The sequence below is a fragment of the Krasilnikovia cinnamomea genome (genome assembly GCF_004217545.1).
In the GTDB taxonomy this organism is placed as follows: Bacteria; Actinomycetota; Actinomycetes; order Mycobacteriales; family Micromonosporaceae; genus Actinoplanes; species Actinoplanes cinnamomeus.
In genome coordinates this window covers 3,929,000-3,953,982 of sequence record NZ_SHKY01000001.1, presented here as the reverse complement: position 1 = coordinate 3,953,982, position 24,983 = coordinate 3,929,000, and the positions used below count along the sequence as shown (strand labels likewise).

Here is a 24,983-nt window from a genome sequence, read left to right as displayed (position 1 = left end):
AGCCGGGGAACACGCGCGACGCGACGGGCAAAGCAGAAGAATCGCACATTTCATTAAGCCTGACGGCTGCGCGAAAGTCTCGTCGGCGCGCCGTCGTGACCCGCCGCTTGCGGCAGCGGATTCCCGCCCGGCGAACCCACCGGCGACCCGGGATTCACCGTGGCGGGCGAATTGCTCGACCGCGGCACCCGCGCCGGGCCTTCGTCGGGTGCCGGGGTCTCGTCGGGGGCTGGGCCCTCCTCGGGCGCCGGGCCCTCCTCGGGGGTTGGGGCTTCGGGTGTCCGCACCGGAATGCTGGCGTTGGCCGCTCGCAGCCCGAGCATGTCGAGCCACGCGACGAGCTGGCGGTGCACGCCGTCCGGTCCGGCCAGCGCGTCGGGGCGCACGGGCCAGTCCGCCGGGTGTACGAGCACCGCGTCGGTCTGCCAACCTCCGAGGCCGCCGTGCGAGCCGACCAGTTCCTCGAACGCCGCGACCTCTTTGGTCACCGGGTCCACCGCGCTGATCAGCACGAGATCGCCCAGGTGCGCCGACTCCTGATGGCGCAGCAGGTCCGCCCGGGCGCGCGGCCCGTACGCCAGCAGTGGGTCCACCCCCTCGACCCGCCCGTCGCGCAGCCGGTGGCTGCCCTCGCCGCCGACCGCCACCGGCCCGTCGGTGTCCGCGACCACGACCAGCCCGATGCCGGGATGCGCGGCGAGCCCGGCGATCAGGTTCGGGTACGCCTGCTCGATCGCCTCCCGCTCCAGCCGCTGCGGATGCTGGGTCAGGTAGAGCAGGGCCAGGTTGCCGGACGACACGACCAGCAGCGGCGCGACCGGGCCCTTGGGGAACTCGGGCTCCTGGGTCACCTCCAGCTCGGCGGGGGATTCCGGCTCGTCCACCGGCGTGGCGGCGATCCGGTCCACGACCCGGGACAGGGTCTCGCCGTAGCGCTGGCGGAAGGTGGCGCCCTGGCTCTGCCCGTGGTCGGAGAGCACGACGAGGTGGTACCGGCGGGCCGCCTCGGGGGCCAGGCGCTCCAGGGCGCCGAGCATCCGGTCGAGGTTCTCCAGCTGGCGCATCGACTCCGGCCGGGCCGGGCCCGCGTGGTGTGCCACCTCGTCGTAGTCGACCAGGTCGCAGTAGATCACCGGGGCACCCCGGGCCATCTGCTCCGCGACCAGCGACACGTTCACGTCGCGCAGCAGCATCGACGCGGGCCGCAGCGCGAGGAAGGCGCCGGAGCGGCTCACCCGGGGCAGCAGGTTGCGGCGGCGCTGCAGCCGGGCCTGGTGCAGCTCGGTGAGGACCTCGGCCACGCCGAGCACGAGGGCGCGGGTGAATCCGTACGGGCTGGCCATGAACGCCGCCCAGCCGCGCGCCGAGCGGCCCGGCAGGGCGGCGTGGCTGACCGTCAGCAGGTTGATCGTCGCGTCGCCGGAGAAGGCGTTGCCGATGCTGACCCCGCCGTCGGCCAGCAGGCCACGGCCGTCACTGAGCCGGGTCTCCACGACGGCCGCGTCCCGGGGGCGGTTGGCGACCATGAGCCGCCCGACGTCCTTCTCGTACCAGCGGAACGCGGGGATCTGCTGGGAGGCGCCGTGCAGGATGCCCGCCTGGGCGGCCGGGGTGGTGGAGGGCAGGCCGGTGTGCCAGCCGCGCATCGTGTGGCTGCCCGAGCGCAGCCACGTCCCGATGGTGGGCAGGTTGCCCGCGCGTACGGCCCAGCGCAGCACCGGCTCGGCCACGCCGTCGAGCTGCACCACGAGCATGCCGGGCTCGGTGCCGGGGTAGGTCCGGCGCAGCGTGAACAGGCGGCGGCCGGACTCGCGGCGGCGGACCCCGCGCATCAGCCGCTGGGCCTCCTGGACGAACGTGGCGTCGCTGCCGCTGTCGGCCATCCAGTCCAGGATCGCCGCGAAGATCACAGCGAGAATGGCGGCCAGCACCACGCCGGGGAATCCGCTGACCCGCTGGGCGGGATCGAGTTCCAGGGCGACCGCGATGATCGTCACCTGGGCGACGACGCCCAGCAGCATGGCACCCCAGCCGCCGATCGCGACCACCCCGGCCAACAGCAGGGGCCGCAGCACCGCGCCGACCACGGCCACGAGGACGACCAGGCCGAGGGTGTCGAAGACGTCCGTGCTGCGTACCCCGGGCATGAGCCACAGGGTCAGGGAGAGCACGACGAACGTGACGAGCGCGCTGCGCAGCGCCCGGCGCAGCCGGTGGCTCACCCGCCGCCAGGCCAGCAGCGCGCGCAACTCCGCGACCCAGCCCCGGGTGGCCGGGACGGGCACGGGGTCGCGCGGGGTGGGCGCACCAACGGCCACTCGGCAACGATCGCACAAGCGGGCTCGCCACGGTCCCCGTCGTCGCCAACGCCACCCGGCCGGCGGGGCACCGATGACACCCGTCCCGGGTCACCCGGACGGTGGTACCGGGGCGGGCGCGGGCCCGTCGTACGCGTTAATGTCACCGCCGTCCGCAGCGGGAGAGGGTTCCGTGCGACCCGCCAAGATCCTGTGTCTCGCCGTGGTCGCGGCGACGATCGGCACAGTGGAGTGAGATCAGCCGATCCGGACCCAGACATCGTCGACGCTGCCGTGGAACTGGTCGTTGTCGTGGTAGGCGCCCTTGCCGCCGATGCTCAGTGGGCTCCAGTTGGCGATCGCCAGCGTGACCGGTACGGGTCGCCGGCCCTGCACCACACCGTCCACGATGATCCGCAGCCAGCGGCCACGGCGCTGGCATTCCAGGGTGTGCCACCGGCCGTCGGCGACGCTGACCCGGCTGCGGACCATCCGGATGCGGGGCCGCTGTACGCCGACGAGCACGCAACTCGGCCGTCCGGCGGCGCCGTCGATCTGCAGCTTGTACTGACTGCTCGTGCGGGAGTAGCCCTTCTGGACGATGTTCTGGCCCTTGCTGGTCTGGGTGGGGGTGAGCAGCACCGTGGCGCCGAACGCGAGCGGCAGCGGGCCGGGGTTGAGCGACGCCGCGCTGCGGGTCTGGAGCACGACCTGAGGGCACCGGCCGCCCCGGCACTTGGCGGGGAACGCGACGGCATGGCCGTTGGCGTGCGGGGTCGCCCGGACCGTGCCGCGGTTGCGGGCGACGATCCGCAGATTGTGCCCGTTGCCGGAGTCGTCGATGGCCGGATTGTTCTCGAAGTCGTACCGGGCGATCAGCGCCCCGGCGCCCGGACCGCCCGGCGGGGCCGGTGCGGCCGCCGGGCTCGGGGCGGAGCCGGGCGCTCTGGCCGGCATCGGAAGTTGCGCTTGCGCCGGGGCGGCGGCCAGGACGGGGGCGATCAGGCCGGCCGTCATGGCAGTCGCCAGTGTGTACGAATGGTAACGCATGACGAAATTATGGCTTTTAATAATGTTTCGGCGTTATCAAACGGACTACCGGAACGGTCGATCGTAGTGGCCCGATTGGCCTAATCCCCCACGCCGGGACATTCAGCGCGCCCCCGGTGGCACCTCCGGGTACTCGCTGTCCAACGGGACGGCCCCGGCCGTCACCAGGCCGAGCTGGACCCCCTGGCGCGGCAGCAGCGTGTCCAGCAGCCAGTCCGCCGCCACCCGCACCCGGTTGCCGGGCATCGACAGCAGGTGGTACCCGCGCGTCACCACCTTCGCGGGCAGGCCGGACAGCGGCACCCCCAGCGGGTTCGCCGCCGCGTCCAGCCCGCCGAGGTCCACCACGAAACCGAGGTCATGATGCCGGTACGCGCGCCGCCGCCCCTGGCCGTACGACGCGGCGATGTTGCGCGCCGCCGTGGCGCCCTGGCGGGTCGCGTGCTGCGCCGTCATTCCGGTGATCTCCCCCGGGCGGGTCAGGTCGGGCACCGCGGCCGCGTCGCCGCAGGCGTACACGTCGGGGTGGCCCGGCACGGTGAGGAACTCGTCCACCACCAGCCGGCCCTGCGTCATCGGCAGCCCCAGCGTGGCCACCAGCGGGTCCGGGCGCACGCCCACGCACCAGATCAGCGAGCGGGTGGGCACGAACTCGCCGTCGCTGAGCCGCACCCCCTGGCCGGTGGCCGCCGCGACGCCCGTACCGAGGCGCAGTTCGACGCCGCGGGCGCGCAGCACCCGGTCCGCGGCGACGGACAGCCGCTCGTCGAGCTGCGGCAGCACCCGGTCCTCGATGTCGACGAGCAACCACCGGGGCAGGCCGCGCAGCGCCTCCCGGTGCCGGACCAGCTCCTCGGTGAGCAGCACCCCCTGGGCGGCCACCTCGGTGCCGGTGTACCCGGCGCCCACCACCACGAACGTCGACCGGGCGGCGCGTTCGGCCGCGTCGGCGGCGCCCCCGGCCATCTCGATCTGCCGGGTGACGTGATCGCGCAGGTACAGCGCCTCGGGGATGCCGCGGAAGCCGTGCGCGAACTCCGTCACCCCCGGCACCGGCAGCAGCTTGTTGACGCTGCCGGCCGCGATGACCAGCCGGTGGTAGTCCAGGGTCCCCTTGCCGCCGTCCGGGTCGACGTAGCTGACCGTACGGGCGTCCAGGTCGAATCCGTCCGCCTCGCCGAGGACCAGCCGGACCCCGGGCAGCGTGGCGGCCAGCGAGACCGAGACCCGGCGGGGTTCGAGGATCCCGGCGGCCACCTCGGGCAGCAGCGGCAGGTAGAGGAAGTAGTCGGTCGGGTTGATGACGACGATCTCGGCGCCGCCGCGGGACAGCTTCGACAGCGTACGGGCGGCCTGGAAGCCGGCGAAGCCGGCGCCGACGATCACGATCCGGGGGCGAGCCATGGGGCGTCCTTCCGTGGACGGGCGCCGGGGCGCCGGGGACCTCCGATGCCTGCCCCGCCCACGCTAGCGACAAACCGCCCCGTTACGGGAGTACGTCGCCCCCATGGTCGCCGCCGCGCTTGCCGAAGAGCCGGAAGCCCCGGCGCTTCTTCTCCGGCGCCCGGGTGGCCTCTCCGTTGAGCACCGCGAGGCGGTGCTGGGCGACCGGGTTCTCCGGCTCCAGCCGCAGCGAGGTCAGGAACGCCTGCCGGGCCTGGTCGGTGTGGCCGAGCGCGTCCAGCGTCACGCCGTGCGTGAAGTAGTAGTGCGCCTCGTGCGGATCGAGCCCGATCGAGGTACGGGCGGCCTGCTCCGCGTCCCCGATCTGGCGGTCGGCGGCCAGCAGCGCCCAGGCGACCCGGTCGTGCCACAGCGGGTTCTTCGGCTCCGCGATCACCGCGCGGTAGGCCATCGTCACGGCCTCCTCGTGCCGCCCGAGCAGGGTCAGCGCGCGGCTGGCCGAGGCCATCGGGCGCGGGTCCTCCGGAACCAGCTCGATCGCCTTGGTCGCCGCGACCAGCGCGTGCTCCGCCTGGCCCAGCGTGAGCCGGATCCGGGCCATGAGGATCCAGCCGTCGGCGGCGCGGGCGTCCTGCGCGAGCACCAGTTCGAGGTGGCTGGCGGCCGAGGCGGGATCGACGCGTTCGAACAGCGCCGCGGCGCGCGCGATACCCAGCTCGGTGGGGTTGGTCGGTGCGGAGTGAGTCTGGCTCGGGGCCTGCGCGAGATCGGTCATCGGGTCGCTCCGGCCTGCGGAAGGGTACGGCTCACACGGTCATCTTCGGCAGTGGTGCCGATTTTCTGAGCCGAATCGGCGGAAAGACCCCCGGCCGGGTCACCCGGTGGGCAGCCATCCGGCCGACCGGGTGTGATCGTGCGGCTCGACGGCCGGGACCGCGGCGTACGCCCGTACCGGGAAGGTGCCGAAACCCGCCACCCGGGGCGGCGCGGCGGTGAACCGTGCCCCGGTCGGCGGCAGCTCGGCGAGGCCGGTCAGGTGTTCCACGATCGGGATCCCGGCGGCCAGCAACAGCGTGTGCGCGGGCCGCTCGCCGGGCCCCTCCCCGGCGATGTCGTCGATGTTGACCGCGTCGATGCCGACCAGCGCGGCGCCGTGCTCGACCAGCCACGCCGCCCCGTCCCGGGTGAGGTACGGCGCGTCGACCGCGTACCCGGGGGTGCCCCAGTGGGCGTCGCCGCCGGTGTGCAGCAGCACCGCCCGCCCGGCGACGTCGTACCCGGCCAGCGCGGCCGCGTCGATCCCGCGCTGGCCACTGTCCAGCGTGCGCACCACCACGGCGGGCAGGTCGGCCAGCCGCTCCAGCGGCAACCCGGCGAGGTCGGTGCCGTCGGCGTACCGGTGGATCGGGCTGTCCAGATAGGTGCCGGTGTTGCCGACCATGGTGATGCTGCCGATGAGGAACTCCGTGCCGGGCGCGTACCGGTCCCGGGACTGCTCGTGGGTCAGGTAGGGGCGGATCTCGGGTCCGGGCAGCCCCGGATACGTGATCATGCCGTCGGTGATGACGTGGCTCAGCTCGACCAGCCGTTCGCGGGCGCCGGGGCGCGGCAGGGCGGTGGTGTCGGACGGGCCGCCCCGGGTCCCCTTGTGCTGCTCGGCGAAGACCCGGACCCGCTGCAGTTCGACACGGTCGACCATGAGCAGGCCCAGCGACGCGACGAACAGCGCGCTGATGTCGGCGTGGGTGACGTCCGCGTGCGGCACGTCCACCCGGAAGCCCTGGGTCTGCAGGGCGCCGCCGTTGCGGAAGGTGACCGTGGCGTCGAACTCGGCCCGGTGCTGCAGCACGGCCTCTCCTCAGGTCAGTTCGGCCACCGCCTCCGCGATGAGCCAGATGCCGAAGATAGCGAACAGGGCGGCGGCGCCGTACTTGATCGCCTTTTCCGGCAGGTGACGGCCGAGCAGGCGGCCCACCATGATCGCCAACGCGTCTGCGGCGACCATGCCCACGGTGGAGCCGAGCCAGGTGCCGAACCAGCCGTGCTGGGTGGCCAGGGTGATCGTCGCCAGCATGGTCTTGTCGCCGAGTTCGGCCAGGAAGAACGCCCCGCCCACGGCGAGCATCGCCGACCCGGAGGCCTGTTCGGCCTTGCCCCGCTCGGCCTCCGTGAGGGTGTCGCCGCGCAGGGTCCACGCGCCGAAGGCGAGGAAGGCGAGCCCGGCCAGCAGCGAGATCCAGCCGGTGGGCAGCGCGGCGCCCAGGCCGTACCCGATGCCGACGGACACGGCGTGCACCACCGCGGTGGCGGCGGTGATGGCGACCAGCACGATCCACGGCCGGAAGCGGGTGGCGAACGTGAGCGCCATGAGCTGGGATTTGTCGCCCAACTCGGCGACGAAGATGACGGCGAAGCTGATCGCCAGCGCGGAGAGAAAACCGTCCATGGTGCCTTCCCGGTCTCGGGCCGGGCCTGGGCGCTGGGCGACCTCGACCCGGCCGCGTGTGCAGCCAGAGTCGAAGGTCTTGCTCGCCTCTCGCGAGAGGCCGCCGGGCCGGGCACGCGAACGCACCAGTATGTCGACCACGACGTTGGGAGCTACTCCCCTTCGCTGCCTCGACGATAGCGGCCGGACAAGGGCGGGCGGCCAGCGCCGGGGGTGTGAGCCTGCCGACAGCGGCGGCGCCGGGCGGCAGGCGTGGGGCCACCCGGCGCTGCTCACTCTCCCGGGTCAGCCGGCCCGGACGGACCGCTGCAAGTCCGCACGGACCGCCTTGGCCGCAGACGCCTGCTTGCTGGCGGCCGCCGACGGTACGGGCTGGGGCAGCGGCGGGCACCGCTTGTCGGAGCGGTGCCCGGCGACCCGCTTGGGCAGGGCACCGGTGGCCAGGTACGCGGCGACGGTGTCGTCGACGCAGGCGGCGCCGAACAGCGAGCCCGAGTGGGTGGTGCCGCCGACGCCCTCGACCAGGACCGAGCGCGGGAACCGCTTGCGGACCTCCAGGCTGCCCGCGAACGGGGTGGCCGCGTCGAAGGTCTCGCTGATCAGCAGGATCGGCGGGGCCTGGTCCCCGTCCACCTGGACCGGGGTGCCGGCCTTGGCGGGCCAGGTCAGGCACGGCGCGTTGAACCAGGCGTTGGCCCAGGTCAGGAACGGGTGGGTCCGGTGCAGCCGGTCGTTGTCCCGGCGCCAGGTCGAGAACTTCTTCGGCCACTGGGCGTCGGTGCACTGCACGGCCAGGTAGATGGCGTACCCGTTGTCGGCGCCAGGGCCCTGCGGCTGACCCTGGTCGTACAGGGTCTTGAGGCCGCTGAAGTCCTGGTCGTGCACCCATGCGGCGAACGCCTGGGCGACCGCCTCCCAGCCGAAGACGTAGTACCCGGCCTGCAGGAAGACGTCGGTCAGCTCGTCGCCGCCGATGATGCCCCCGGCGGGGTGGCGCAGCAGCTTCGCGCGCTGGGCGTAGAACAGCTTCGCCACGGCCCGGCCGGTCTTCCCGAGGTGGTAGACGTCGTCGTACTTGGCGACCCACTTGAAGTAGATGCCGATGTTGCGGTCGAACGCGATGTCCTGGTCGAGGTTGGCGGCGTACCAGACGCGGCGCGGGTCGACGTTGCCGTCGAGGACCATCCGGCGGACCCGGGTGGGGTGCAGGGTCGCGTAGACCTGGCCCAGGTACGTGCCGTACGAGAAGCCGTAGAAGTTGATCTTTTCAGCGCCCAGCGCCTTGCGGATGCTGTCCATGTCCTGCACGGTGTCCGTGGTGCGCAGGTGGTTGAGCAGCTTGCCGCCCGCCGCGCCGCACGCCTTGGCGTACCGGGCGGCCCGGGCCAGCCAGGTCTTCTCCAGCTTGCGGGTGGTCGGCACGTAGTCCGGCCGGTTGTACGAGAAGTAGTTCCCGTCGCAGCTCAGCGACGGCTGGCTGTCGCCCACGCCGCGCGGGTCGAAGCCGATCCAGTCGTACGCGTCCCCCGCGTGGTCCGGGACGAACTCGCCCAGCACCGAGAGCACCAGCCCGGAGCCGCCGGGACCGCCCGGGTTGACCAGCACGACGCCCTGGTACTTGTCGGCCGGGACCTTGTGCCGGATCCGGGACACCGCCAGTTTGATCGTGTCGCCGGACGGGTTCGCGTAGTCCAGCGGCACGGTGAGCAGGCCACACTGTGCGCCGCGCGACCTGAGGGCCGGGTTGTCGCAGGTGCCCCAGGTGATCGGGCCGGGCGCGTAGCCGTCCTCGCCGCGGACGGGGTCGGCCTGGGCCCCGGTTGCCACGAGGGCGCCGGCCGCGAGCCCGAGGACGGCGGCGGCCGCCAGAAGTCTCTTCATTCCCACCCTTTCGTATGTGTTTCAGCACATATCGTCGGGTGTGGGACCGTACATCCGGATTGTCCACGCCGAGGCGGACGTCGAAAGTTTCCCGGCGGACGCCCTGGTCAGGCGGACATCTGCCAGGCCGCCGGTGCGGTCCGGACCGACCGGGGGGCCATCAGCAGCTTGGTGAACTGCTCCGGCGACATCGGGCGGGAGAAGTGGTACCCCTGGGCCGCGATGTAGCCCAGCGACAGCAGCAGCTCCGCCTGCTCCGAGGTCTCCACCCCCTCGGCCACCGCGTGCAGACCCAGCACCTGAGCCAGGTGGATCACGGCGGCGGCCATCGGCACCCGGCCGTCGATGTTGGCCTGGGTGAACGAGCGGTCCAGCTTGATCTCGTCGATCGGGCAGTCGTGCAGCATCGTCAGCGTCGAGTGTCCGGTGCCGAAGTCGTCCAGCGACACCCGCAGACCCAGCTCACGCAGGTCGTGCAGGTTGGTGATCGACTGCCCCGGCTCCAGCGCCATCGTCTCCGTGATCTCCAGGGTGATCCGGTGCGCCGGCAGCTTGTACTCCTTCAGCAGGCCGCCGACGAACTCCGCGAATCCCTCCTCGCGCAGGTCACGGGCCGACACGTTCACGTTCATGACCTGCGGGGCCGCGTCGCCGTGCTCGGCGATCCAGTCGTGGAACTGGCGGAACGCCGTCTTCATCACCCAGCGGCCCAGCAGCACCACCAGACCGGTGCGCTCGGCGACCGGGATGAACGCGTCCGGGCCCAGCGTGCCCCGGGTCGGGTGCGCCCAGCGCACCAGCGCCTCGGCGCCCATCAGCTTGCCGTCGTCCAGCGACACGATCGGCTGGTAGAGCAGGAACAGCTCCTCGCGGTCGATCGCCTCGCGCAGCTCCGCGCCGATGTTCGCGTGGTCCGTGCCGGTCGCCATGCTCGGGTGGTAGTGCAGGTAGGCGGTGCCGACCACGTTCTTCGCCGCGTACATGGCGATGTCGGCGTGGCGCAGCAGCAGGCTGGCCTCGTCGCCGGAGTTGCCGTCCGCGATGCCGATGCTGGCCCGGATCGGCAGCTCGTGCCCGTCCGCCACCACCGGCGCGCGCAGCGCCGCCACCATGCGGTCCGCCGCGAGGTCGGCCGCGGCCGGGTCGGCGCCGTCCAGCACCACCACGAACTCGTCGCCGCCCAGGCGGGCCACGGTGTCCTCGGCGCGGATGCAGCCGGCCAGCCGCTGGGCCACCGCGATCAGCAGCAGGTCGCCCACCTCGTGGCCGAGCGAGTCGTTGACCACCTTGAAGTCGTCCAGGTCGATCAGCGCCACGCTGACGTGCCGCTCACCCGGGGCGGTCAGCGCCTTGTTCAGTCGCTTGTGGAACAGGATCCGGTTGGGCAGCCCGGTCAGCGCGTCGTGGTTGGCGCCGTGGTCGAGCTGGCGCAGCAGCCGGGCGTTGTCCCGGAACGCGGTCATCTGCCGCAGCACCACCAGCGTGGTGAGGGCCACGGCCGCGCCCACCACGACCGCCACATCGGCCCGGTCGTCCGACCGGAAGACGAACAGCAGCAGACCGTCGACCGCGGCGACCGCCGCGTACGGCAGCACGCTGTACACCCGGCGGCGCTGCGCCACGGCGCCGCGCCGCGGGCCGAACTGCGCGTGCCGCTGCCGCTCGGCCGCCCACGCGCCCAGGAAGAACACCATCGGGACACTGACCTGCATCGGCGAGAGCCGGGGGTCGAACGCGTTCAGGAACGGCTGGAGCACCGGGGCGACCGCGCCGACGAACAGGGCGAGCGCGACCAGCCGCAGCCCCTGACCGTCGACGAACGCGCAGCCGGAGAGCAGCACCTTCACGACCGTGAAGACGGCGACCAGCCCCAGCACGGTCAGCACGAGCGAGGCCATCAGCAGGCCGTCGTGGGTCGAGCCGAGCTGCTGACGGGTGACGAAGTGCCACAGGAAGACCGTGGCCGCCAGAATGACCGAGGCCGCGTCCAGGACGATCCGCAGCAGCGCGCCGACCGAATGGCGGCCCAGCGGGAGCTTGTAGAGCGCGTGCCCGACGACCAGCATCGCCGCGGTGCCCGCGGCCAGCATCACGGGGCCGGTCTGGGAGCCGTGCGGATCAGTCAGCGCGTCGTACGCCTGCGCCACCTGCGCCACCCCGGCGAGCCCGAGGGCGATGGCCACCGACCGCCAGAACCGGCGGGTCGGCTCGGGCAGGTGGTCCGTGCGCGCCGTCCGTACGCAGATGACGACGGAGACCACCGCCGCGACCGGCGTGGTGAGCCAGAGCAGCGCGGCGGGACCCACGGGCTGCACCAGATTGACCGTGAACCAGACAGCGGCCACGACCAGCAACAGACCGGACAGCATCAGCTGCCCGCTCATCGCGCGCATTCGCGCGGGTTCCCCGGCCCCGGGCGCATGCAGCACCTCCGACGCGCCCATACGCTGCCCCTTCCGACGGTTCTCGCCGGGTCAGATCGACCGGGCAGTCCCGGGGTGAAGGATTTCCGGCGACCTTCACCCCGGACCTCGCCCCTGCGGCGGACGTCGATCGATGGCGGGCACTCAAGGGCCATGCGGCGGCCAACCGGGGTTTCACGGCACTTCACCCGCGACCGCGAACGTGAGGCCGGTGGAGAACGTACTGCTCTCGATCGTCGTTCCCGTCTACGCGGTCGAGGGCTACCTGTACCAGTGCCTGGAGTCGATCCGGGCCGGGCTGAGCCCCGCCGAGTCGGCCAGCGTCGAGGTGATCGCGGTGGACGACGCCTCCCCCGACGCCTGCGGCGCCATGCTCGACGGGTACGCGCAGCGCCACGGCGATCTGCGGGTCGTGCACCTGGAGCGCAACGTCGGCCTCGGCGGCGCCCGCAACGCCGGGCTGGAACGGGCTCGCGGCGCGTATGTCTGGTTCGTCGACAGCGACGACTGGCTACCGGCGGGGGCCGTGCGCGCCGTGTTGCGCAAGTTGCGTGACACCCGGCCCGACGTGCTGCTCGTCGACCATCTGCGGGTGCACGAGAACGGGCGGCTGGAGATCGACGCCAGCAGCCACCTGCTGCACGGCGTGCCGGAGGTGGTCACCCTGTCCGAGCGGCGCGAGCTGCTCGGGGTGCAGCACACCGCCTGGAACAGGATCGTGCGGGTGGGGCTGCTGCGCCGCCTGAGCCTGCGGTTCCTCCCCGGCTGGTACGAGGACGTGCCGTTCACCAACCCGGTGCTGATCGCCGCCGAGCGTCTCGCCGTGCTCGACCAGGTCTGCTACCACTACCGGGTCGGCCGGATCGGGGCGATCACCGCGACCCGCAGCGACCGCCACTTCGAGGCGTTCGGCCAGTACGACCGGCTGCACGAGTGGCTGGACCGGCAGGCCGTCGAGCCGTGGCTGCGTCTCGTCGTGTTCACCTTGATGATCAATCACCTGCTCGTGGTGGCGGGCAACGACAGCCGGCTGCCGCCGAACCGGCGCCGTGCGTTCTTCCGCCGCCTCGCCCGGCACTACCGGCGCTACCGTCCCGCCGGTTACCTGCCGCCCGCCGGGACGGCCGGGCTCAAGCACCGGCTGGTCGGCCTGAACAGCTACGTGTTGTACGCCGCCCTGCGGCAGGCGTACCGGGCGGCGGGGCGGGGGCACGCCGACGCCGATTCGACACCGGCGGTTTCCCCGCACCTCGCCCCGGCGCCACAAGAGGTCAAGCCGGCGCCCATACGGTGACGCGCTCCGATCCCTCGTCGAGAAAGGTGCTGCCCCGCGTGCTGCGCGCTGCCGTCGACGCCGACCGCGACACCGTGCTGTCCTGGCGTAACCATCCCGAGGTCCGGCGGGTCAGCCTGACCACCCACGTCATCACCGCGTCCGAGCACGCGGCCTGGTGGCGGGCCGCCACGGCCGACCCGGACCGGCGGGTGCTGGTGTTCTCCGGCGACGACGGCGTCCCGGCCGGGGTGGTGATCTTCGACCTCCGGGAGACCCCGGCCACCTGGTCCTTCTACCTGGACGTGGCGGGGCTGGGCGGCGGCGCGCTGCTGCCCGCCTGGCTGCGGCTGGAGGACGAGGCGGTGCGGTACGCGTTCGGCGAGCTGGGCCTGGACCGGCTCGGCGGCGAGACCCTGGCCTGGAACACCCCCGTGCTGGCGCTGCACCGGCGCTTCGGCTTCCGCGAGATCCGCAGATACGAACGACAGGTCGACGGCACGGCGCAGACCGTGGTGTGGACCGAGAGAGGCAAATGATGATCGTCAACGGCGTGGAGATCGGCACGGGACACCGGCCGTACGTCGTGGCCGAGATGTCGGGCAACCACAACGGCTCACTGGACACCGCGCTGCGGCTGGTCGACGCGGTCGCGGCGGCGGGGGCGCACGCGATCAAGCTGCAGACGTACACCGCGGACACCATGACCGTGGACGTGCCGGACGAGCGGTTCCGGGTGTCGACCGGGCACGACCTGTGGTCCGGTGAGTACCTGTACCAGCTGTTCCAGCGGGCGCACACGCCGTGGGAGTGGCACGAGGCGATCTTCGAGCGGGCCCGTGCGCACGGGATCACCGCATTCTCCAGCCCGTTCGACGCGACCGCGGTGGAACTGCTGGAGAAGCTGGACGCGCCGCTGTACAAGATAGCTTCCTCGGAGATCACCGACCTGCCGCTGATCCGGCTGGCGGCGAGCACGGGCAAGCCGGTGATCATCTCGACGGGGATGGCCAGCGTGGCGGAGATCGGCGCGGCGGTGGACGCGGCGCGCGGGGCGGGCTGCACCGAGCTGGTCGTACTCTCCTGCACCGCCTCCTACCCGGCGCCGCCGCAGGAGACCAACCTGCGCCGCATCCCGGTGCTGGCCGAGACGTTCGGCGTGCCCGTCGGGCTCAGCGACCACACGCTCGGCATCGGCGTACCCATCGCCTCGGTGGCCTTCGGCGCCTGCCTGATCGAGAAGCACGTCACGCTGGACCGGGGCGACGGCGGCGTCGACTCCGCGTTCTCCCTGGAACCGCACGAGGTCACGGCGCTGGTGACCGAGTCGGAGCGGGCCTGGCAGGCGCTCGGCACCACCCGGATCGGCCCCACCGAGGCCGAACGCGAGAGCCTGCGCTTCCGCCGTTCCCTGTACGTCGTCGCCGACGTCCGCGCGGGCGACACGCTGACCGGGGCGAACGTCCGCTCGATCCGGCCCACCGGCGGCCTGGCCCCCGACGCGATCGGCGCCGTGCTCGGCCGCACCTTCCGGCACGACGCGGCGAAGGGCACGCCGCTGACCTGGGAGCTCATCTGATGTGGCTCAAGGCGAACAGCCGGGAACTGCAGTGGTTCCTGGAAGCCGCGGCGGTCTACTGGGAGAAGAACCTTCCCCGCGCGGACGGCGACGCGATCATCGCGGTGGAGATGTTCCACCAGGACATCCGCGTCAACCTGCGCAACCTGGCCGTCGCCAACGCGATCCGGCGGCTGCGCCCGGCCCGGCTCGTGGTCTTCACCGGCGTCGAGGAACAGTGGCACCGGACCCTGTGGTCCGACTTCGACCTCGACAAGGTACGCCAGCTCGCGCTCGCCTACGGGGCGGACGACGTCGTCGACGTATGGGCGGCGGCCCGCCAGCAGACCGGGACGCCGGAGCTGGACGACGCCACCGTGACCGCGTACACGGACGCCACCTACTGCCGCCTCGCCAAGGTGCCCCGGCTGCCCGCCGACCACGCCACCCGGCCCGACTACCAGCTCCGCCGCCGGTACGCCCGCGGGCTCGCCGTCGGCTACGAGCGCGCCCTGACCGGTGACGTGGTCGCCCTGGTCACCAGCCACGTCGACTACGACCAGTGGGGCCTGGCCGTGGAGGTGGCCCGGCGCCGCCGCGTGCCGATCATCCACACCCAGCAGACCGGCTGCCTCAAGGCGTACGGGCTGTTCCCCGGGCGCGACACCCACACCGGCACGTTCCGCGAGGAGCTGACCCGGCAGATCGGCGACGCGTTCGAGACCCGGGTGTGGCCCCGGCGCGACGAACTGCGCCCCGCCGCCGAGCTGGTCGCCTGGCGCGCCAAGGTCAACCTGGGCCGCCCGAGCTGGTGGCGCGGCGGGGTCACCGCCTCGGTGGACCTCAACAACCCGGCCGACCGCCGCCGCCTGCGCGAGAGCGTCGTGTCACGGCTGGGCTTGGACGCAAACCGTCCCGTGGTGACAGTGTTCAACCACGCCGTATCCGACGCCCTCGGCACCAACCGCGAACTGTTCCCGAGTCTGGCCGACTGGTTCGCCGACACGGCCGCCCACGCGGCGGAGAACACCGACGCCCAGTGGCTCTTCCTCGACCACCCAAGCCAGGCCCTGTACGACTCCACCGGCTTCTTCGACACGGTCGCCGGACGCCACCGCGCGGCGAAGCACATGGTGTTCCGGCCCAGCGCCACACTCAGCAAGAACGCCCTGTGGAGCCTCACCGACCTCGGCGTCACGGTGCGCGGCAGCGTCAGCAACGAGCTGCCCGCGTACGGCATCCCCGTGATCCAGGCCGGGTGGTCGGAGTGGAGCTCGTGCGGGCTGTCCACGGTCGTGGACGACACCGACGCGTACTGGAAGACCCTGGAGGGCACCATCGCCGCGATCCGCGACGGCGCCGACCTGGTGACCGAGGAGCAGGTCCGCCGCGCAAGGCTGTGGCTGTGGCTGTACCGCAGCGGCACCGACGTGGTGACCCCGCTCGTCCCGCAGTGGGAGGTGTGGCCCGCCGACACGCTGCTCAAGACGATGCGGGCCGCGTACCGGCACATCGAGGCGGACGCGGACCCGCTGTTCGACGCGGTGCGCCGGATGTGGACCCGCCAGGAGCCGATGCTGACCCGGACGGACTTCCCGGCGTGATCGGCACCTGGTTCCGTACCGACTACGACGGCCCCGCGCCGGTCCTCGACCTGCCCGCCGAGGTCAGCAGCGGCCGCGCCCCCGGCCTGTGCATCGTCGATCAGGTGGTGCGCGGCACCGGCATCGTGGGCCGGGTGACCGGCGACTTCGGCGCGGTCGCGCTCAAGATCCACGGCCCGGCCGGGTCCGTCCGCGTGACGGTCGAGCTGCACCTCGACGAGCTCGGCACCCGCTGGTGGTCCGACCGGGTCCGGCCCCCGCGCACCGACGCCGAACGCCCCCGGCTGGTCCTGGTCCGCGCGCAGGGCAGGCTCCGCGCCGCCACGCTGCTGGCCCGCCGCCAGGGCTGGCGCGCGGCCGCCGGGGCGGTTGCCCAGGTCTCGTTCGACCTGGCGGCGGACGAGCTGGACGCCGACGGTCTGCTCGTGGTGGAGCTGGCCGACCCCCCGCGTCCGTCGTGGGCCGGCGACCGGTTCTGCGCGCGGTCCGCGGTGGGCCTGCGGATCGACCGCATCACGGTACGGCCGGCCCCCGCCCCGACCGCAGGCGCCACCGCCCCCGCGACCGGGCAGGCATCCGGGTGCGACCTGGCCCTGCTGCCGCCCGGGGCGTCCGGGGTGTTCCGGCTCGACGTGGCGCCGGTGCCACCGGCCCCGCCGGTGCCGCGTTCGCCGTCGAACCGGTGGACCCGCCGCAAACCGGCCCGGGCCGCCTTCAAGGGGCTGCGGCTGGCCCGGCGTGTCGCGCTGCGGGCCCGCGCGCGGGTGCTCCCCGCGCGCGCCCCCGGCCGCCCCGACGTGTACGCCACCGACCTGGGTACCGGCGCCGTGGTCGAGGTGGAGGTGGTGGCGCGCCATCCCGGCGGGCTGGACCTGCGCCTCACCACACCGGTCGCGAGCCCGGTCCTGCTCGGCCTCGCCGACCCCGCACCCGCCCTGTCGCTACGCCTGCGACCAGCCTCCGACACCGAACCCGGCCCCCCGGCACCTGCTGGGGTCCAGCCCGACGCCGGGGCGCAGCCCGACGCCGGGGCGCTGTCGCGATGATCCACCGTCCCGTACTGTCCGCTGACGCGGCGCGCAACCGCCGCGTCCTGCAGGAGGCGCTGGACAGCGCGCCGGGCGGCAAGCTGGAACTGCCGCCCGGTACCCACCCGATCGATGACGGCCTGCGGGTGCCCACCGGCTGGACGCTGCGGGGCGGCGAGGTCACCGGCGCGAACGGCGGCGCCCCGGGCACCTGGCTGGTCGGCACGGGCGCCACGGGGCATCCGGTGCTGCACGTCCTCGGCTCGGACGTGTCGATCAGCGACCTCGGGCTGCGCCCGCCCCCCGCCGACCCCGGCGAGCACGGCGGCGACCGGGGCACCGCGATCACCATCGGCGAGTACCTGTACGCCGCGCCGCCGACCTGGCTGGCCCGCGTCGACGTACGCCGGGTGCACGTGTCCCGGCCCGCGGAACGCCACGCCAACTGCATCGCCGTCATGGGGGCGGTCCGCGACGTCACGCTGCACGACATCACGGTGCGCGGCGGCTACACGGGCGTCGCGGTGCACTGGGGTGCCGTCGGCACCGGTGTCGCCACGATCTCCGGGCCCACGTACCACCCGCACCGGCTCACCGTCACCGACCTGCGGGTCCGCGATGCGGTCGAGGGCTTCTACCTCAGTTCGGTGCACGACGTCCGGGTGGCCGGGGCCTGCCTGCGCGACGTCGAGATGGGCTTCCGGCTGCTGCCCGGCGACAACACGGACCGCTTCGTGGCGGTCCCCGACGTCGGCGCCCGGATCGAGATCGCCGACGTGTGCGTGCGCTGGCACGGCCCCCGGTACGCCGTACGGATCGCCGGCTGGGGGCGCAGCGAGGTGGACGGCGTGGTCAGCCTGCTCCGGTACACCGAGACCGTGATCCGCGATTGCCGCCTGGCCGGGATCGGGGGGGCCGACTCGTGGTCGCCGATCGTGGTGGAACGGGCGGCCGGCGTCGAGCTGCGCGGCGTCCGGTTCGACACGGCCACGGACGACTGCTGCCCGCTCGGCGCGCGCGCGTAAACCCGGTGTGGGACAACGTTCAGCGCCGTCGCCTACAGTGGACGGCCAGCAGAACCAACCGCCGCACGGCCCACCGCCGCGTCACCCCCGCCACCCTCCACGCGGCCACCGGCCCCCTGCGGCCCCGAAACGGCCGGGGTGGGCGCCGCCACGCCCGCCCCGGCCCCCCGCCCCGTAACCCCAGTCGACCAGGGCCAGCGCGATCTTGGAGCGAGGCGGCCCCTGGAGGGGCCGGTGGCGTCCAAGATCGCCCACGGGCGACGGCGAGGAGCCGCTTGGGGGGATGGCGATGGGAAGCCTGGGTCTCGACGACGGCGTCGGCGGGTGTGCGGGAGGTGCGGGCTGGGTCGGGGTGGGAGGTGGGGTCGGTTAGCCTGGGCAGACGGTGGGAGGAGGCGGTGTGCACGGTCCCCTGTTCCCGATCGACCCGGACGTCGACCTGCACCTGCCCGCCGAGCGGGCGGAACTGCGCCCGCACCCCGCGCGGCTGCTCGGCGTGATCGCGGCGGGCGGCGTCGTCGGTGCCCTGACCCGGTACGGCGTGACCGTGGCCTGGCCGCACCAGCCGGGGTCGTTCGCCTGGTCCATCTGGGTGATCAATGTCAGCGGGTCACTGCTCATCGGCGTACTCATGGTCCTGATCGCCGAGGTGTTCCCCGGCCGCCGGCTGGTGCGGCCCTTCTTCGGCGTCGGTGTGCTGGGTGGGTACACGACGTTCTCCACGTCGATCGTCGACGTCCAGCAGGCCGCCGCGCGCGGCAACCCCGGCACCGCCCTGCTCTACCTGGGCACCACTCTCATCGGCGCCCTGCTGGCGGTGTGGGCGGGCACCGCCGCGACGGAGGCGCTCGTCGGGCGCCGGAGCGGGGCGCGCGGCACGCCGCCCACCACCGGCGACCACCGGCCCGGGCACGCCCGATGACGGTGCTGCTGGTGGCGCTCGGTGCGGCGGTCGGGGCCCCGGCGCGGTACCTCGCGGACCGGGCGGTGCAGGCCCGTCACGATTCGCTGTTCCCGTGGGGCACGTTCGCGGTGAACGTGTTCGGTTCGCTGCTGCTCGGCCTGCTCGCCGGGCTACCCCTGGGGCCCGGCTGGTCCGCACTGCTGGGTACGGGCTTCTGCGGGGCGCTCACCACGTACTCGACGTTCAGCTTCGAGACGCTGAAGCTGGCCCGCGACGGCGCCCGCCTGCTGGCCGTGGCGAACGCGGTGGGCGGCCTGCTGGCGGGCCTAGGGGCGGCGTACGCGGGCCTGCTCATCGCGGGCGTGGTCGGCTGACCCGCCGCTGTGCCCCGCCCGTAGGTGAGATGGTGGTCCCGGAAGGTGGGTGATGACGCAGAATTGGAGTGCCCTGCAGGGCCGGGTGCAGAAGACGGTCGACGGGCTCGTCGCGTCCGGACGTGAGCGCGGCGTGCAGGTGGCCGCCTACCTCGACGGCCGGTTGATCGTCAACGCGGTGTCGGGGATGGCCAACCCGCTCACCGGCCAGCCGGTCACCCCGGACACCCCGTTCTTCGGCTACTCCACGGGCAAGGGGCTGGCCGCCACGGCCGTACACGTGCTGGTTGAGCGCGGCGACCTCGACTACGACCTGCGGCTGGCCGACGTGTGGCCCGAGTACGGCCGTCACGGCAAGGAGGCCACCACGCTGCGGCACGTGCTCAGCCACTCGGCGGGGGTGCCCGCGCTGCCCTCGTACACGATGCCGGAGGACCTGCTCGACTGGGACCGGATGTGCCGGACGATCGCCTCCTCCGCGCCGCTGTGGGAGCCGGGCACCCGGCACGGATATCACATGTGGACGTGGGGCTGGCTGGTCGGCGAGACCGTACACCGGGCCACCGGCCGTCCCCTGTCCCGGGTCCTGGCCGAGGACGTGGCCCGGCCGCTGGACGCCGAACGGGAGCTGTACTTCGGGGTCCCCGCCAACCAGTTGGCCCGGATGGCCCGGCTGGAGGACCGCAACTGGGCCGCCGCGGTCGCCCTGGCCAGCACCCACCTCGCGAACTTCGACAAGATCGCCCCGCCCGGGGTTCGCCCCGACGCGGCCCTCGCGAACCGCCGTGAACTGCTGAACGCCGACATCCCCGCCGTGGGCACGGTCAGCGCCCGGGGCCTCGCCCGCATGTACGCGGCCCTGATGGGCGAGGTGAACGGCGTCCGGCTGATCTCGCCGGAACGGCTCAAGGAGGTCACCAAGGTGGTCACCCAGGGCCCGGACTGGGCGTACGGCGGCGACGGCCCCAAGACCCTCGGGTACGCGGCCGAGATCGGCGGTACCCGCTTCGGCTGGAGCGGGATGGGCGGCAGCCTGGGCGGCTTCTACCCGGCGCACGGGCTGGCGGTGGCCTGTTTGAAGAACTACCTCGGGGTGGACGACGGTGATCCGATGGAGGGCATCGCCGCAATGATCCACGCGGCGGTGGCCAACTCCGGGCACTGAGGAGATGGTCACAGCGGGGGTTGCGGGCGGCGGGCCCGCGGTTAGCGTTCGTTGATGGAGACGGCAACGGGCGTCGCGGTCACCGGCGTGGCGCAGCAGGACGCGTGGCGGCGCCGGGTGCTGCCCCCGGTCGAACAGGTACGCCCCGGCCTGTGGTCCATCCCGGTGCCGATCCCGCACAATCCGCTGCGCTACACGCTGTCGTACGCGTTCGTCACCGATGCCGGGGTGGTCGTCGTCGACCCCGGGTGGGACACCCCGCAGGGGCGGGCTGCACTGGCCGACGGGCTGGCCGCCGCGGGCGCCGCCGTCGCCGACGTCACCGGGATCGTGGCCACCCACATCCACCTGGACCACCACGGCCTCAGCGGCTGGCTGCGGGAGACCGCGGGAGCCTGGGTGGCGATGCACCCCGCCGAGGCGCGGACCCTGCCCGCGCGGGCCTGGCGGGACGAGCACAGCGCCAACGACCCGGCCTGGCTGCGGGGGCACGGCGTGCCGGAGGACGCGGTCGAGGGCCTGTTCTTCGCCGAGACCGGGATCGCGCACCTGATGGCGCTGGCGGAGCCGGACCGGCTCATCGAGGACGGCGACCTGCTGCCGGTCCCCGGCCGGGAAGTCCGGGCCGTGTGGACCCCCGGGCACACGCCGGGGCATCTGTGCCTGCGCGACACCGCGGCGGGGGTGCTGCTCACCGGAGACCACCTGCTGCCCCGAATCAGCCCGACGATCGGGGTGCACCAGGGACGCGACGCGGATCCGCTGACGGCGTACCTGGAGTCGTTGGCGAAGGTGGCCGCGTTCGCCGGGGACGAGGCGCTGCCCGCGCACGAGTACCGGTTCCGGCGGGTGCCCGCCCGGGCCGCGGACCTGATCGCCCATCATCGGGAACGGTCCGCCGAGATCGTGGCGGTGGTGGACAGGCTGGTCGCGCCGACCGCGTGGACCATCGCGGCCGAGCTGACCTGGTCCCGGGGGTGGGCCACGCTGCAGGGGCTGACCCGGCGGCTGGCGCTGGCCGAGACGGTCGCCCACCTGCACCACCTCGCGGCGTCCGGAACACTGACCCCCGACGGCGAAACCCCGGTGCACTGGCGCCGTTGAGCCCGCCCGCATGTGTCAGCGCAGCTCGTAGATCGTGACCGGCCCGTCGGTCAGGCGGACCACGGCCAGTTCCGGGAGCTGCGGTGAGACCGGGCCCGCCCGCCGGTCCGCGAACAGCCAGCGGACCCGGTGCACCCGGCGCAGTTCGGCCAGGTCCGCGGTGGTCGGCGCGGTGAAGGCACGCTCGTTGAGGGCGTACACCGCGGGGTCCGGGGGCGGCTGGAACATGTACTTGACGTCGCCGACACCGTTCGCGGCGACCGCGGCGTCGGAGTAGCCCCAGCTCTCCACGAGCGTCCGGCGCCCGCCGAGCCCGGCGACCCAGAAGGCCCGCGCGTCGCACCCGGGCCGGGTGCGTACCGGCTGGCAGTGCACGTTCGTGGCGACCACGTCGTCCAGGCCGGCGTGCGCGTCGAGCCACTGGGCCGCCCGCATCTCCGCCGCCGTGACCAACCTGTTCGACAGCGGGACCGGACTGCGCTGCGCCGTCCGCAGATTGTCCACGATGGCAGCGGCGCCGGTGCCGATTCCGCAGCCCAGCACCGCGGCCACGGCCGTGGCGGCGACCAGGCGTGCGACCGCCCGGCGCTCCGGTGCCGCGCCGGGCGCCCGCGACGCGCCGAGGAACCGGCCGACCCTACGGAGGCCCGCCCGTCCGGTCGGAAGCTCGGCGCGGCCCAGCACGGCGACCACGACCAGCAGGACCGCCAGCCCGGCCGCCGCTCGCCACGCCGGTACGGCAAGAGCGTGGGCCCAGCCGTCCACGGTGGAGCGGCCAGGCGCGGCCACACGCGGCGCGAAGGCGCCCCACAGAGCCCCCACGGCCGCCCCGACCAGGGCCGCGACCCGCTGCCACCCCCCGCCCGGCGCAGTGAGCGTCGCCAGCAGCCACACCGTGAGCACCGCGCCGAACGGCACCACGCCCGTGAAGAAGTACACCTGGCTGGACGATGGATGCCACAACAGCCAGGTGCCGCCCACACCGGCGAGGGTGACCCCGGCCAGCAGCCACGCCGCCGGGTCACCACGGGTGGGCCGGACCCCCAGCGCGGCGAGACCGAGCAGCCGGGGCGTCTGGGTGAGCAGCCACCACCCGACCACCCAGACGATGAACCACCGTTCGGCGCCCGTGGCCCCGGCAGCGCTCGGCAGCACCAGCCCGTCGTGGCCCGGCCCGTCGCGCAGGCCCAGGGTGCGCTGGTACGGCGCCATCCAGTCGAGCGCGGCCAGCGCCTGCACCGCCAGGGTGCCCGCGCCCCCGCCCGCGAAGACGCGAAACCCGAGGGCCATCGCCCCCACCAACGCGGCGAACAGCCCCAGCACCGGCCAGGAGACCGCCCGGGCCCGCCACCAGACGACCACCCCAGCCAGGACCACACCCACGACCAGGGGCGGCAGGATGCTCGACTTCGCCCCGGCGCAGGCGAACGCCAGCGCGGGCACCAGCGTCCACCCCCAGCCCAGGGGCCGCCCGCGCAGCACGTCCACGGCCAGCACGACGAGCAGCGCGGCCAGCGGCAGCGCGTACATCTGCGAGGGGCTGGCGAAGACGGCCGGGCTGCCGGCGAGGAAGCCGCCCGGGGCGCCCAGGGTCACCGGCAGCCCGACGAACGCCGCGCCGGCCGCCGCCGGTCCGGCCCACCAGCGCCCCGCCAGGTCCCGACCCAGTACGGCGACCACGAACGCGGCCGTGGCCAGGATCGGCACCATCCACAGCCGCAGCAGCACGGTGCTGGCCGGAACTCCGGTGATCATGCTGGCGGTGGCCATGTGCGCGTCCGACAGGTAGTGGTAGCGCAGGGCCTGCCCGGCGAGCTGCGGCACCTCGAACGGCATCGTGCGGGTCAGCTCCCGCACGAGCGCCAGGTGGTACATCAGATCCTGGTAGTAGACGGCCGTGGCGGGCGGCAACGGGTTGCCGAGCATCGGATACCCGGCCCAGCCGACGATCAGCAGCACGACCACGGCCATGAGCCACGACCAGGCGACCGGCAGCGGGCGCCGGTCACCGATCCGCCAGTGCCGCCGCAGCCGCGGCACCGCCAGGAACGCGACGACCACGGGTACGGGCCACCAGCGCAGCGCGGGCTGCCATCCGGCTGCGGCGGACACCGCCCACGCGGCGAGCTCCAGCACCAGGCCGGTGGCCGCGCCGAGGCCGAGGTCCTCGGGCAGATTGCCCCGGCTGCCGCGCAGCGCCCGGAAGACCAGGGTGCCGGGCAGCACCACGCAGAGCGCCCAGTACGACGCGTACGCGGCGGCGTCCACGGCCGGGGTGCCGGTGGCGTGCAGCGTGTAGCCGCCGACGACGGCGACCACCGGCCACGGCGCCACGGCCAGGAGGTGGCGCCGGGACCGGACCCGTCGCGGCCAGCGCTCCCGCCCGGTCGGCCTGGCCTGCCGCGCGGGCGACTCCCGATCCGCTACGTCCGCCAGCGGCGCGGCGGTCATCGGGCGGCGGCCGGGGCGCGGTCGGCGCGCCGCTGGCCGGGGATCTCCACGGGGTGCCCGGCCTCGTCCGCCGAGTCGTATCCGATGTGGAACGTGGGCCGGTTCTGCACCGTACGGTAGATCCGGCTGACGTATTCGCCGAGCAGGCCGAGGCAGATCAGCTGCACCGCCGACAGCAGCAGCACGGCGAGGAAGAGCGACGTCCAGCCGGGGATCACCGCCCCGTTGGCCCACACCGCCACGCCGAACACGATCAGCGCCAGGCACAGCACGAAGGCCGCCGCCCCCAGCCAGGTGGCCAGCCGCAGCGGCGCGGCGGAGAAGTCGGCGGCGCTGTCCCACGCCAGCGCGACCATCCTGCGCAGCGGGTACTTCGTCGTCCCGGCCGCCCGGGGCGCCCGGGCGTAGGACACCTCACCTGCGGCGAAGCCGAGCGAGGGCACCAGCAGCCGGTACACCGGGGCGCGCTCGGGCAGGCCGCGCAGCACCTCCACCACCTCGCGGCTGAGCAGCCGGAAATCCCCGGCCTGCGCGGGCACCTCGACGCCGACGAGGCGGCGCATCAACCGGTAGTAGACCCCGGCGGTGTGCCGTTTGAACGCGGTGTCGGTGCTGCGGTCGGTGCGGACCCCGTACACGACGTCGAGGCCCTGCTCGCGGGCCAGCCGCAGCATGCGCGGGATCGTCTCGGGCGGGTCCTGCAGGTCCGCGTCGATGCTGACCACCCAGTCGCCGTACGCCCGGTGCAGGCCCGCCGTGAGCGCGGCCTGGTGGCCGCTGTTGCGACGCAGCCGTACCAGCCGCAGTTCGGGCCAGTCGCTTGCCTGCTGGGCGAGCAGCCCTGCGGTGCCGTCGGCGCTGCCGTCGTCGACCGCGACGACCTCGTACGGCAGGTCCAGGTCGTCGAGGACCGGCCGGAGCCGGGCGACGAACGCCGGGATCACCGCCTCCTCGTTGAACATCGGGACGACGACGGAGAGCACGGGGGGTGTCATC

Annotated in this window: 20 protein-coding genes; 10 read left to right on the top strand and 10 right to left on the bottom strand. The window is 73.6% G+C overall.

Annotation, left to right across the window (positions count from 1 at the left end; genetic code table 11):
- Positions 1-53: 53 nt before the first annotated feature.
- The 8 genes from EV385_RS17875 to EV385_RS17840 all read right to left on the bottom strand — a co-directional run bounded on the left by EV385_RS17875 (position 54) and on the right by EV385_RS17840 (position 11,522).
- Positions 54-2,318 carry an alkaline phosphatase family protein gene (locus tag EV385_RS17875; RefSeq protein ID WP_242624941.1) on the bottom strand — a complete coding sequence of 755 codons (2,265 nt, stop codon included), beginning with the start codon at positions 2,316-2,318 and terminating at the stop codon, positions 54-56.
- A 237-nt stretch (positions 2,319-2,555) separates the two neighbouring features.
- Entirely contained in the window at positions 2,556-3,347 is a 792-nt protein-coding gene (locus tag EV385_RS17870; protein WP_242624940.1) for a LamG-like jellyroll fold domain-containing protein, read from the bottom strand.
- Positions 3,348-3,449: 102 nt separating this feature from the next.
- Positions 3,450-4,751, bottom strand: a complete 1,302-nt coding sequence (locus EV385_RS17865; RefSeq protein ID WP_130510491.1) for an NAD(P)/FAD-dependent oxidoreductase — start codon at positions 4,749-4,751, stop codon at positions 3,450-3,452.
- Between the two features lie 82 nt (positions 4,752-4,833).
- Positions 4,834-5,526 carry a tetratricopeptide repeat protein gene (locus EV385_RS17860; protein WP_130510490.1) on the bottom strand — a complete coding sequence of 231 codons (693 nt, stop codon included), beginning with the start codon at positions 5,524-5,526 and terminating at the stop codon, positions 4,834-4,836.
- 99 nt (positions 5,527-5,625) lie between these two features.
- A complete protein-coding gene (locus EV385_RS17855) occupies positions 5,626-6,600 on the bottom strand; it encodes a cyclase family protein (protein WP_130510489.1) in 975 nt (324 codons plus the stop codon).
- A gap of 9 nt (positions 6,601-6,609) precedes the next feature.
- Positions 6,610-7,197, bottom strand: a complete 588-nt coding sequence (locus EV385_RS17850; protein ID WP_130510488.1) for a TMEM165/GDT1 family protein — start codon at positions 7,195-7,197, stop codon at positions 6,610-6,612.
- Between the two features lie 285 nt (positions 7,198-7,482).
- Complete coding sequence (locus EV385_RS17845; protein ID WP_130510487.1) at positions 7,483-9,078, bottom strand: alpha/beta hydrolase; 1,596 nt, start codon at positions 9,076-9,078, stop codon at positions 7,483-7,485.
- 107 nt (positions 9,079-9,185) lie between these two features.
- Positions 9,186-11,522 carry a putative bifunctional diguanylate cyclase/phosphodiesterase gene (locus EV385_RS17840; protein WP_242624939.1) on the bottom strand — a complete coding sequence of 779 codons (2,337 nt, stop codon included), beginning with the start codon at positions 11,520-11,522 and terminating at the stop codon, positions 9,186-9,188.
- A gap of 190 nt (positions 11,523-11,712) precedes the next feature.
- On the opposite strand from EV385_RS17840, the gene EV385_RS17835 reads away from it, so the two are divergent.
- The 10 genes from EV385_RS17835 to EV385_RS17790 all read left to right on the top strand — a co-directional run bounded on the left by EV385_RS17835 (position 11,713) and on the right by EV385_RS17790 (position 21,536).
- Positions 11,713-12,795 (top strand): glycosyltransferase family 2 protein, encoded by a 1,083-nt coding sequence (locus tag EV385_RS17835; RefSeq protein WP_242624938.1) that lies wholly within the window; start codon positions 11,713-11,715, stop codon positions 12,793-12,795.
- Between the two features lie 29 nt (positions 12,796-12,824).
- Positions 12,825-13,313, top strand: coding sequence for a GNAT family N-acetyltransferase (locus tag EV385_RS17830; protein ID WP_423203122.1), 489 nt, complete (start codon positions 12,825-12,827; stop codon positions 13,311-13,313).
- The gene (gene pseI / locus EV385_RS17825; protein WP_130513389.1) at positions 13,313-14,353 is read left to right on the top strand and encodes a pseudaminic acid synthase; all 1,041 of its coding nucleotides are present in this window, start codon (positions 13,313-13,315) and stop codon (positions 14,351-14,353) included. The genes EV385_RS17830 and pseI overlap by 1 nt, the downstream gene beginning before the upstream one ends.
- Positions 14,353-15,936 carry a hypothetical protein gene (locus EV385_RS17820; protein ID WP_130510484.1) on the top strand — a complete coding sequence of 528 codons (1,584 nt, stop codon included), beginning with the start codon at positions 14,353-14,355 and terminating at the stop codon, positions 15,934-15,936. The genes pseI and EV385_RS17820 overlap by 1 nt, the downstream gene beginning before the upstream one ends.
- Positions 15,933-16,982, top strand: a complete 1,050-nt coding sequence (locus EV385_RS17815; RefSeq protein ID WP_130510483.1) for a hypothetical protein — start codon at positions 15,933-15,935, stop codon at positions 16,980-16,982. Before EV385_RS17820 ends, EV385_RS17815 begins: the two co-directional genes overlap by 4 nt.
- Entirely contained in the window at positions 16,979-17,989 is a 1,011-nt protein-coding gene (locus tag EV385_RS17810; RefSeq protein ID WP_130510482.1) for a right-handed parallel beta-helix repeat-containing protein, read from the top strand. The genes EV385_RS17815 and EV385_RS17810 overlap by 4 nt, the downstream gene beginning before the upstream one ends.
- A 400-nt stretch (positions 17,990-18,389) precedes the next feature.
- Positions 18,390-18,911 carry a fluoride efflux transporter FluC gene (locus EV385_RS17805; protein ID WP_207229863.1) on the top strand — a complete coding sequence of 174 codons (522 nt, stop codon included), beginning with the start codon at positions 18,390-18,392 and terminating at the stop codon, positions 18,909-18,911.
- Entirely contained in the window at positions 18,908-19,267 is a 360-nt protein-coding gene (gene crcB, locus EV385_RS17800; protein ID WP_130510481.1) for a fluoride efflux transporter CrcB, read from the top strand. The genes EV385_RS17805 and crcB overlap by 4 nt, the downstream gene beginning before the upstream one ends.
- Positions 19,268-19,319: 52 nt before the next feature.
- The gene (locus EV385_RS17795; protein ID WP_130510480.1) at positions 19,320-20,432 is read left to right on the top strand and encodes a serine hydrolase domain-containing protein; all 1,113 of its coding nucleotides are present in this window, start codon (positions 19,320-19,322) and stop codon (positions 20,430-20,432) included.
- A 54-nt stretch (positions 20,433-20,486) separates the two neighbouring features.
- On the top strand, positions 20,487-21,536 hold the full coding sequence (locus EV385_RS17790) for an MBL fold metallo-hydrolase (RefSeq protein ID WP_130510479.1): 1,050 nt from the start codon (positions 20,487-20,489) through the stop codon (positions 21,534-21,536).
- A gap of 15 nt (positions 21,537-21,551) precedes the next feature.
- On the opposite strand, the gene EV385_RS17785 is transcribed toward EV385_RS17790, so the two are convergent.
- Complete coding sequence (locus EV385_RS17785) at positions 21,552-23,987, bottom strand: hypothetical protein (RefSeq protein ID WP_130510478.1); 2,436 nt, start codon at positions 23,985-23,987, stop codon at positions 21,552-21,554.
- Complete coding sequence (locus EV385_RS17780) at positions 23,984-24,982, bottom strand: glycosyltransferase family 2 protein (protein WP_130510477.1); 999 nt, start codon at positions 24,980-24,982, stop codon at positions 23,984-23,986. The genes EV385_RS17785 and EV385_RS17780 overlap by 4 nt, the downstream gene beginning before the upstream one ends.
- Between the last annotated feature and the right edge of the window lies 1 nt (position 24,983).

Bases quoted from the DNA above. Each gene is read 5' to 3' on its own strand.
- EV385_RS17870 (WP_242624940.1), bottom strand. From the start codon at position 3,347: ATGCGTTACCATTCGTACACACTGGCGACTGCCATGACGGCCGGCCTG.
- EV385_RS17795 (WP_130510480.1), top strand. From the start codon at position 19,320: ATGACGCAGAATTGGAGTGCCCTGCAGGGCCGGGTGCAGAAGACGGTC.
- pseI (WP_130513389.1), top strand. From the start codon at position 13,313: ATGATCGTCAACGGCGTGGAGATCGGCACGGGACACCGGCCGTACGTC.
- EV385_RS17865 (WP_130510491.1), bottom strand. From the start codon at position 4,751: ATGGCTCGCCCCCGGATCGTGATCGTCGGCGCCGGCTTCGCCGGCTTC.
- EV385_RS17845 (WP_130510487.1), bottom strand. From the start codon at position 9,078: ATGAAGAGACTTCTGGCGGCCGCCGCCGTCCTCGGGCTCGCGGCCGGC.
- EV385_RS17780 (WP_130510477.1), bottom strand. From the start codon at position 24,982: ATGACACCCCCCGTGCTCTCCGTCGTCGTCCCGATGTTCAACGAGGAG.
- EV385_RS17850 (WP_130510488.1), bottom strand. From the start codon at position 7,197: ATGGACGGTTTTCTCTCCGCGCTGGCGATCAGCTTCGCCGTCATCTTC.
- EV385_RS17820 (WP_130510484.1), top strand. From the start codon at position 14,353: ATGTGGCTCAAGGCGAACAGCCGGGAACTGCAGTGGTTCCTGGAAGCC.
- EV385_RS17840 (WP_242624939.1), bottom strand. From the start codon at position 11,522: ATGGGCGCGTCGGAGGTGCTGCATGCGCCCGGGGCCGGGGAACCCGCG.
- crcB (WP_130510481.1), top strand. From the start codon at position 18,908: ATGACGGTGCTGCTGGTGGCGCTCGGTGCGGCGGTCGGGGCCCCGGCG.
- EV385_RS17785 (WP_130510478.1), bottom strand. From the start codon at position 23,987: ATGACCGCCGCGCCGCTGGCGGACGTAGCGGATCGGGAGTCGCCCGCG.
- EV385_RS17790 (WP_130510479.1), top strand. From the start codon at position 20,487: ATGGAGACGGCAACGGGCGTCGCGGTCACCGGCGTGGCGCAGCAGGAC.
- EV385_RS17810 (WP_130510482.1), top strand. From the start codon at position 16,979: ATGATCCACCGTCCCGTACTGTCCGCTGACGCGGCGCGCAACCGCCGC.
- EV385_RS17860 (WP_130510490.1), bottom strand. From the start codon at position 5,526: ATGACCGATCTCGCGCAGGCCCCGAGCCAGACTCACTCCGCACCGACC.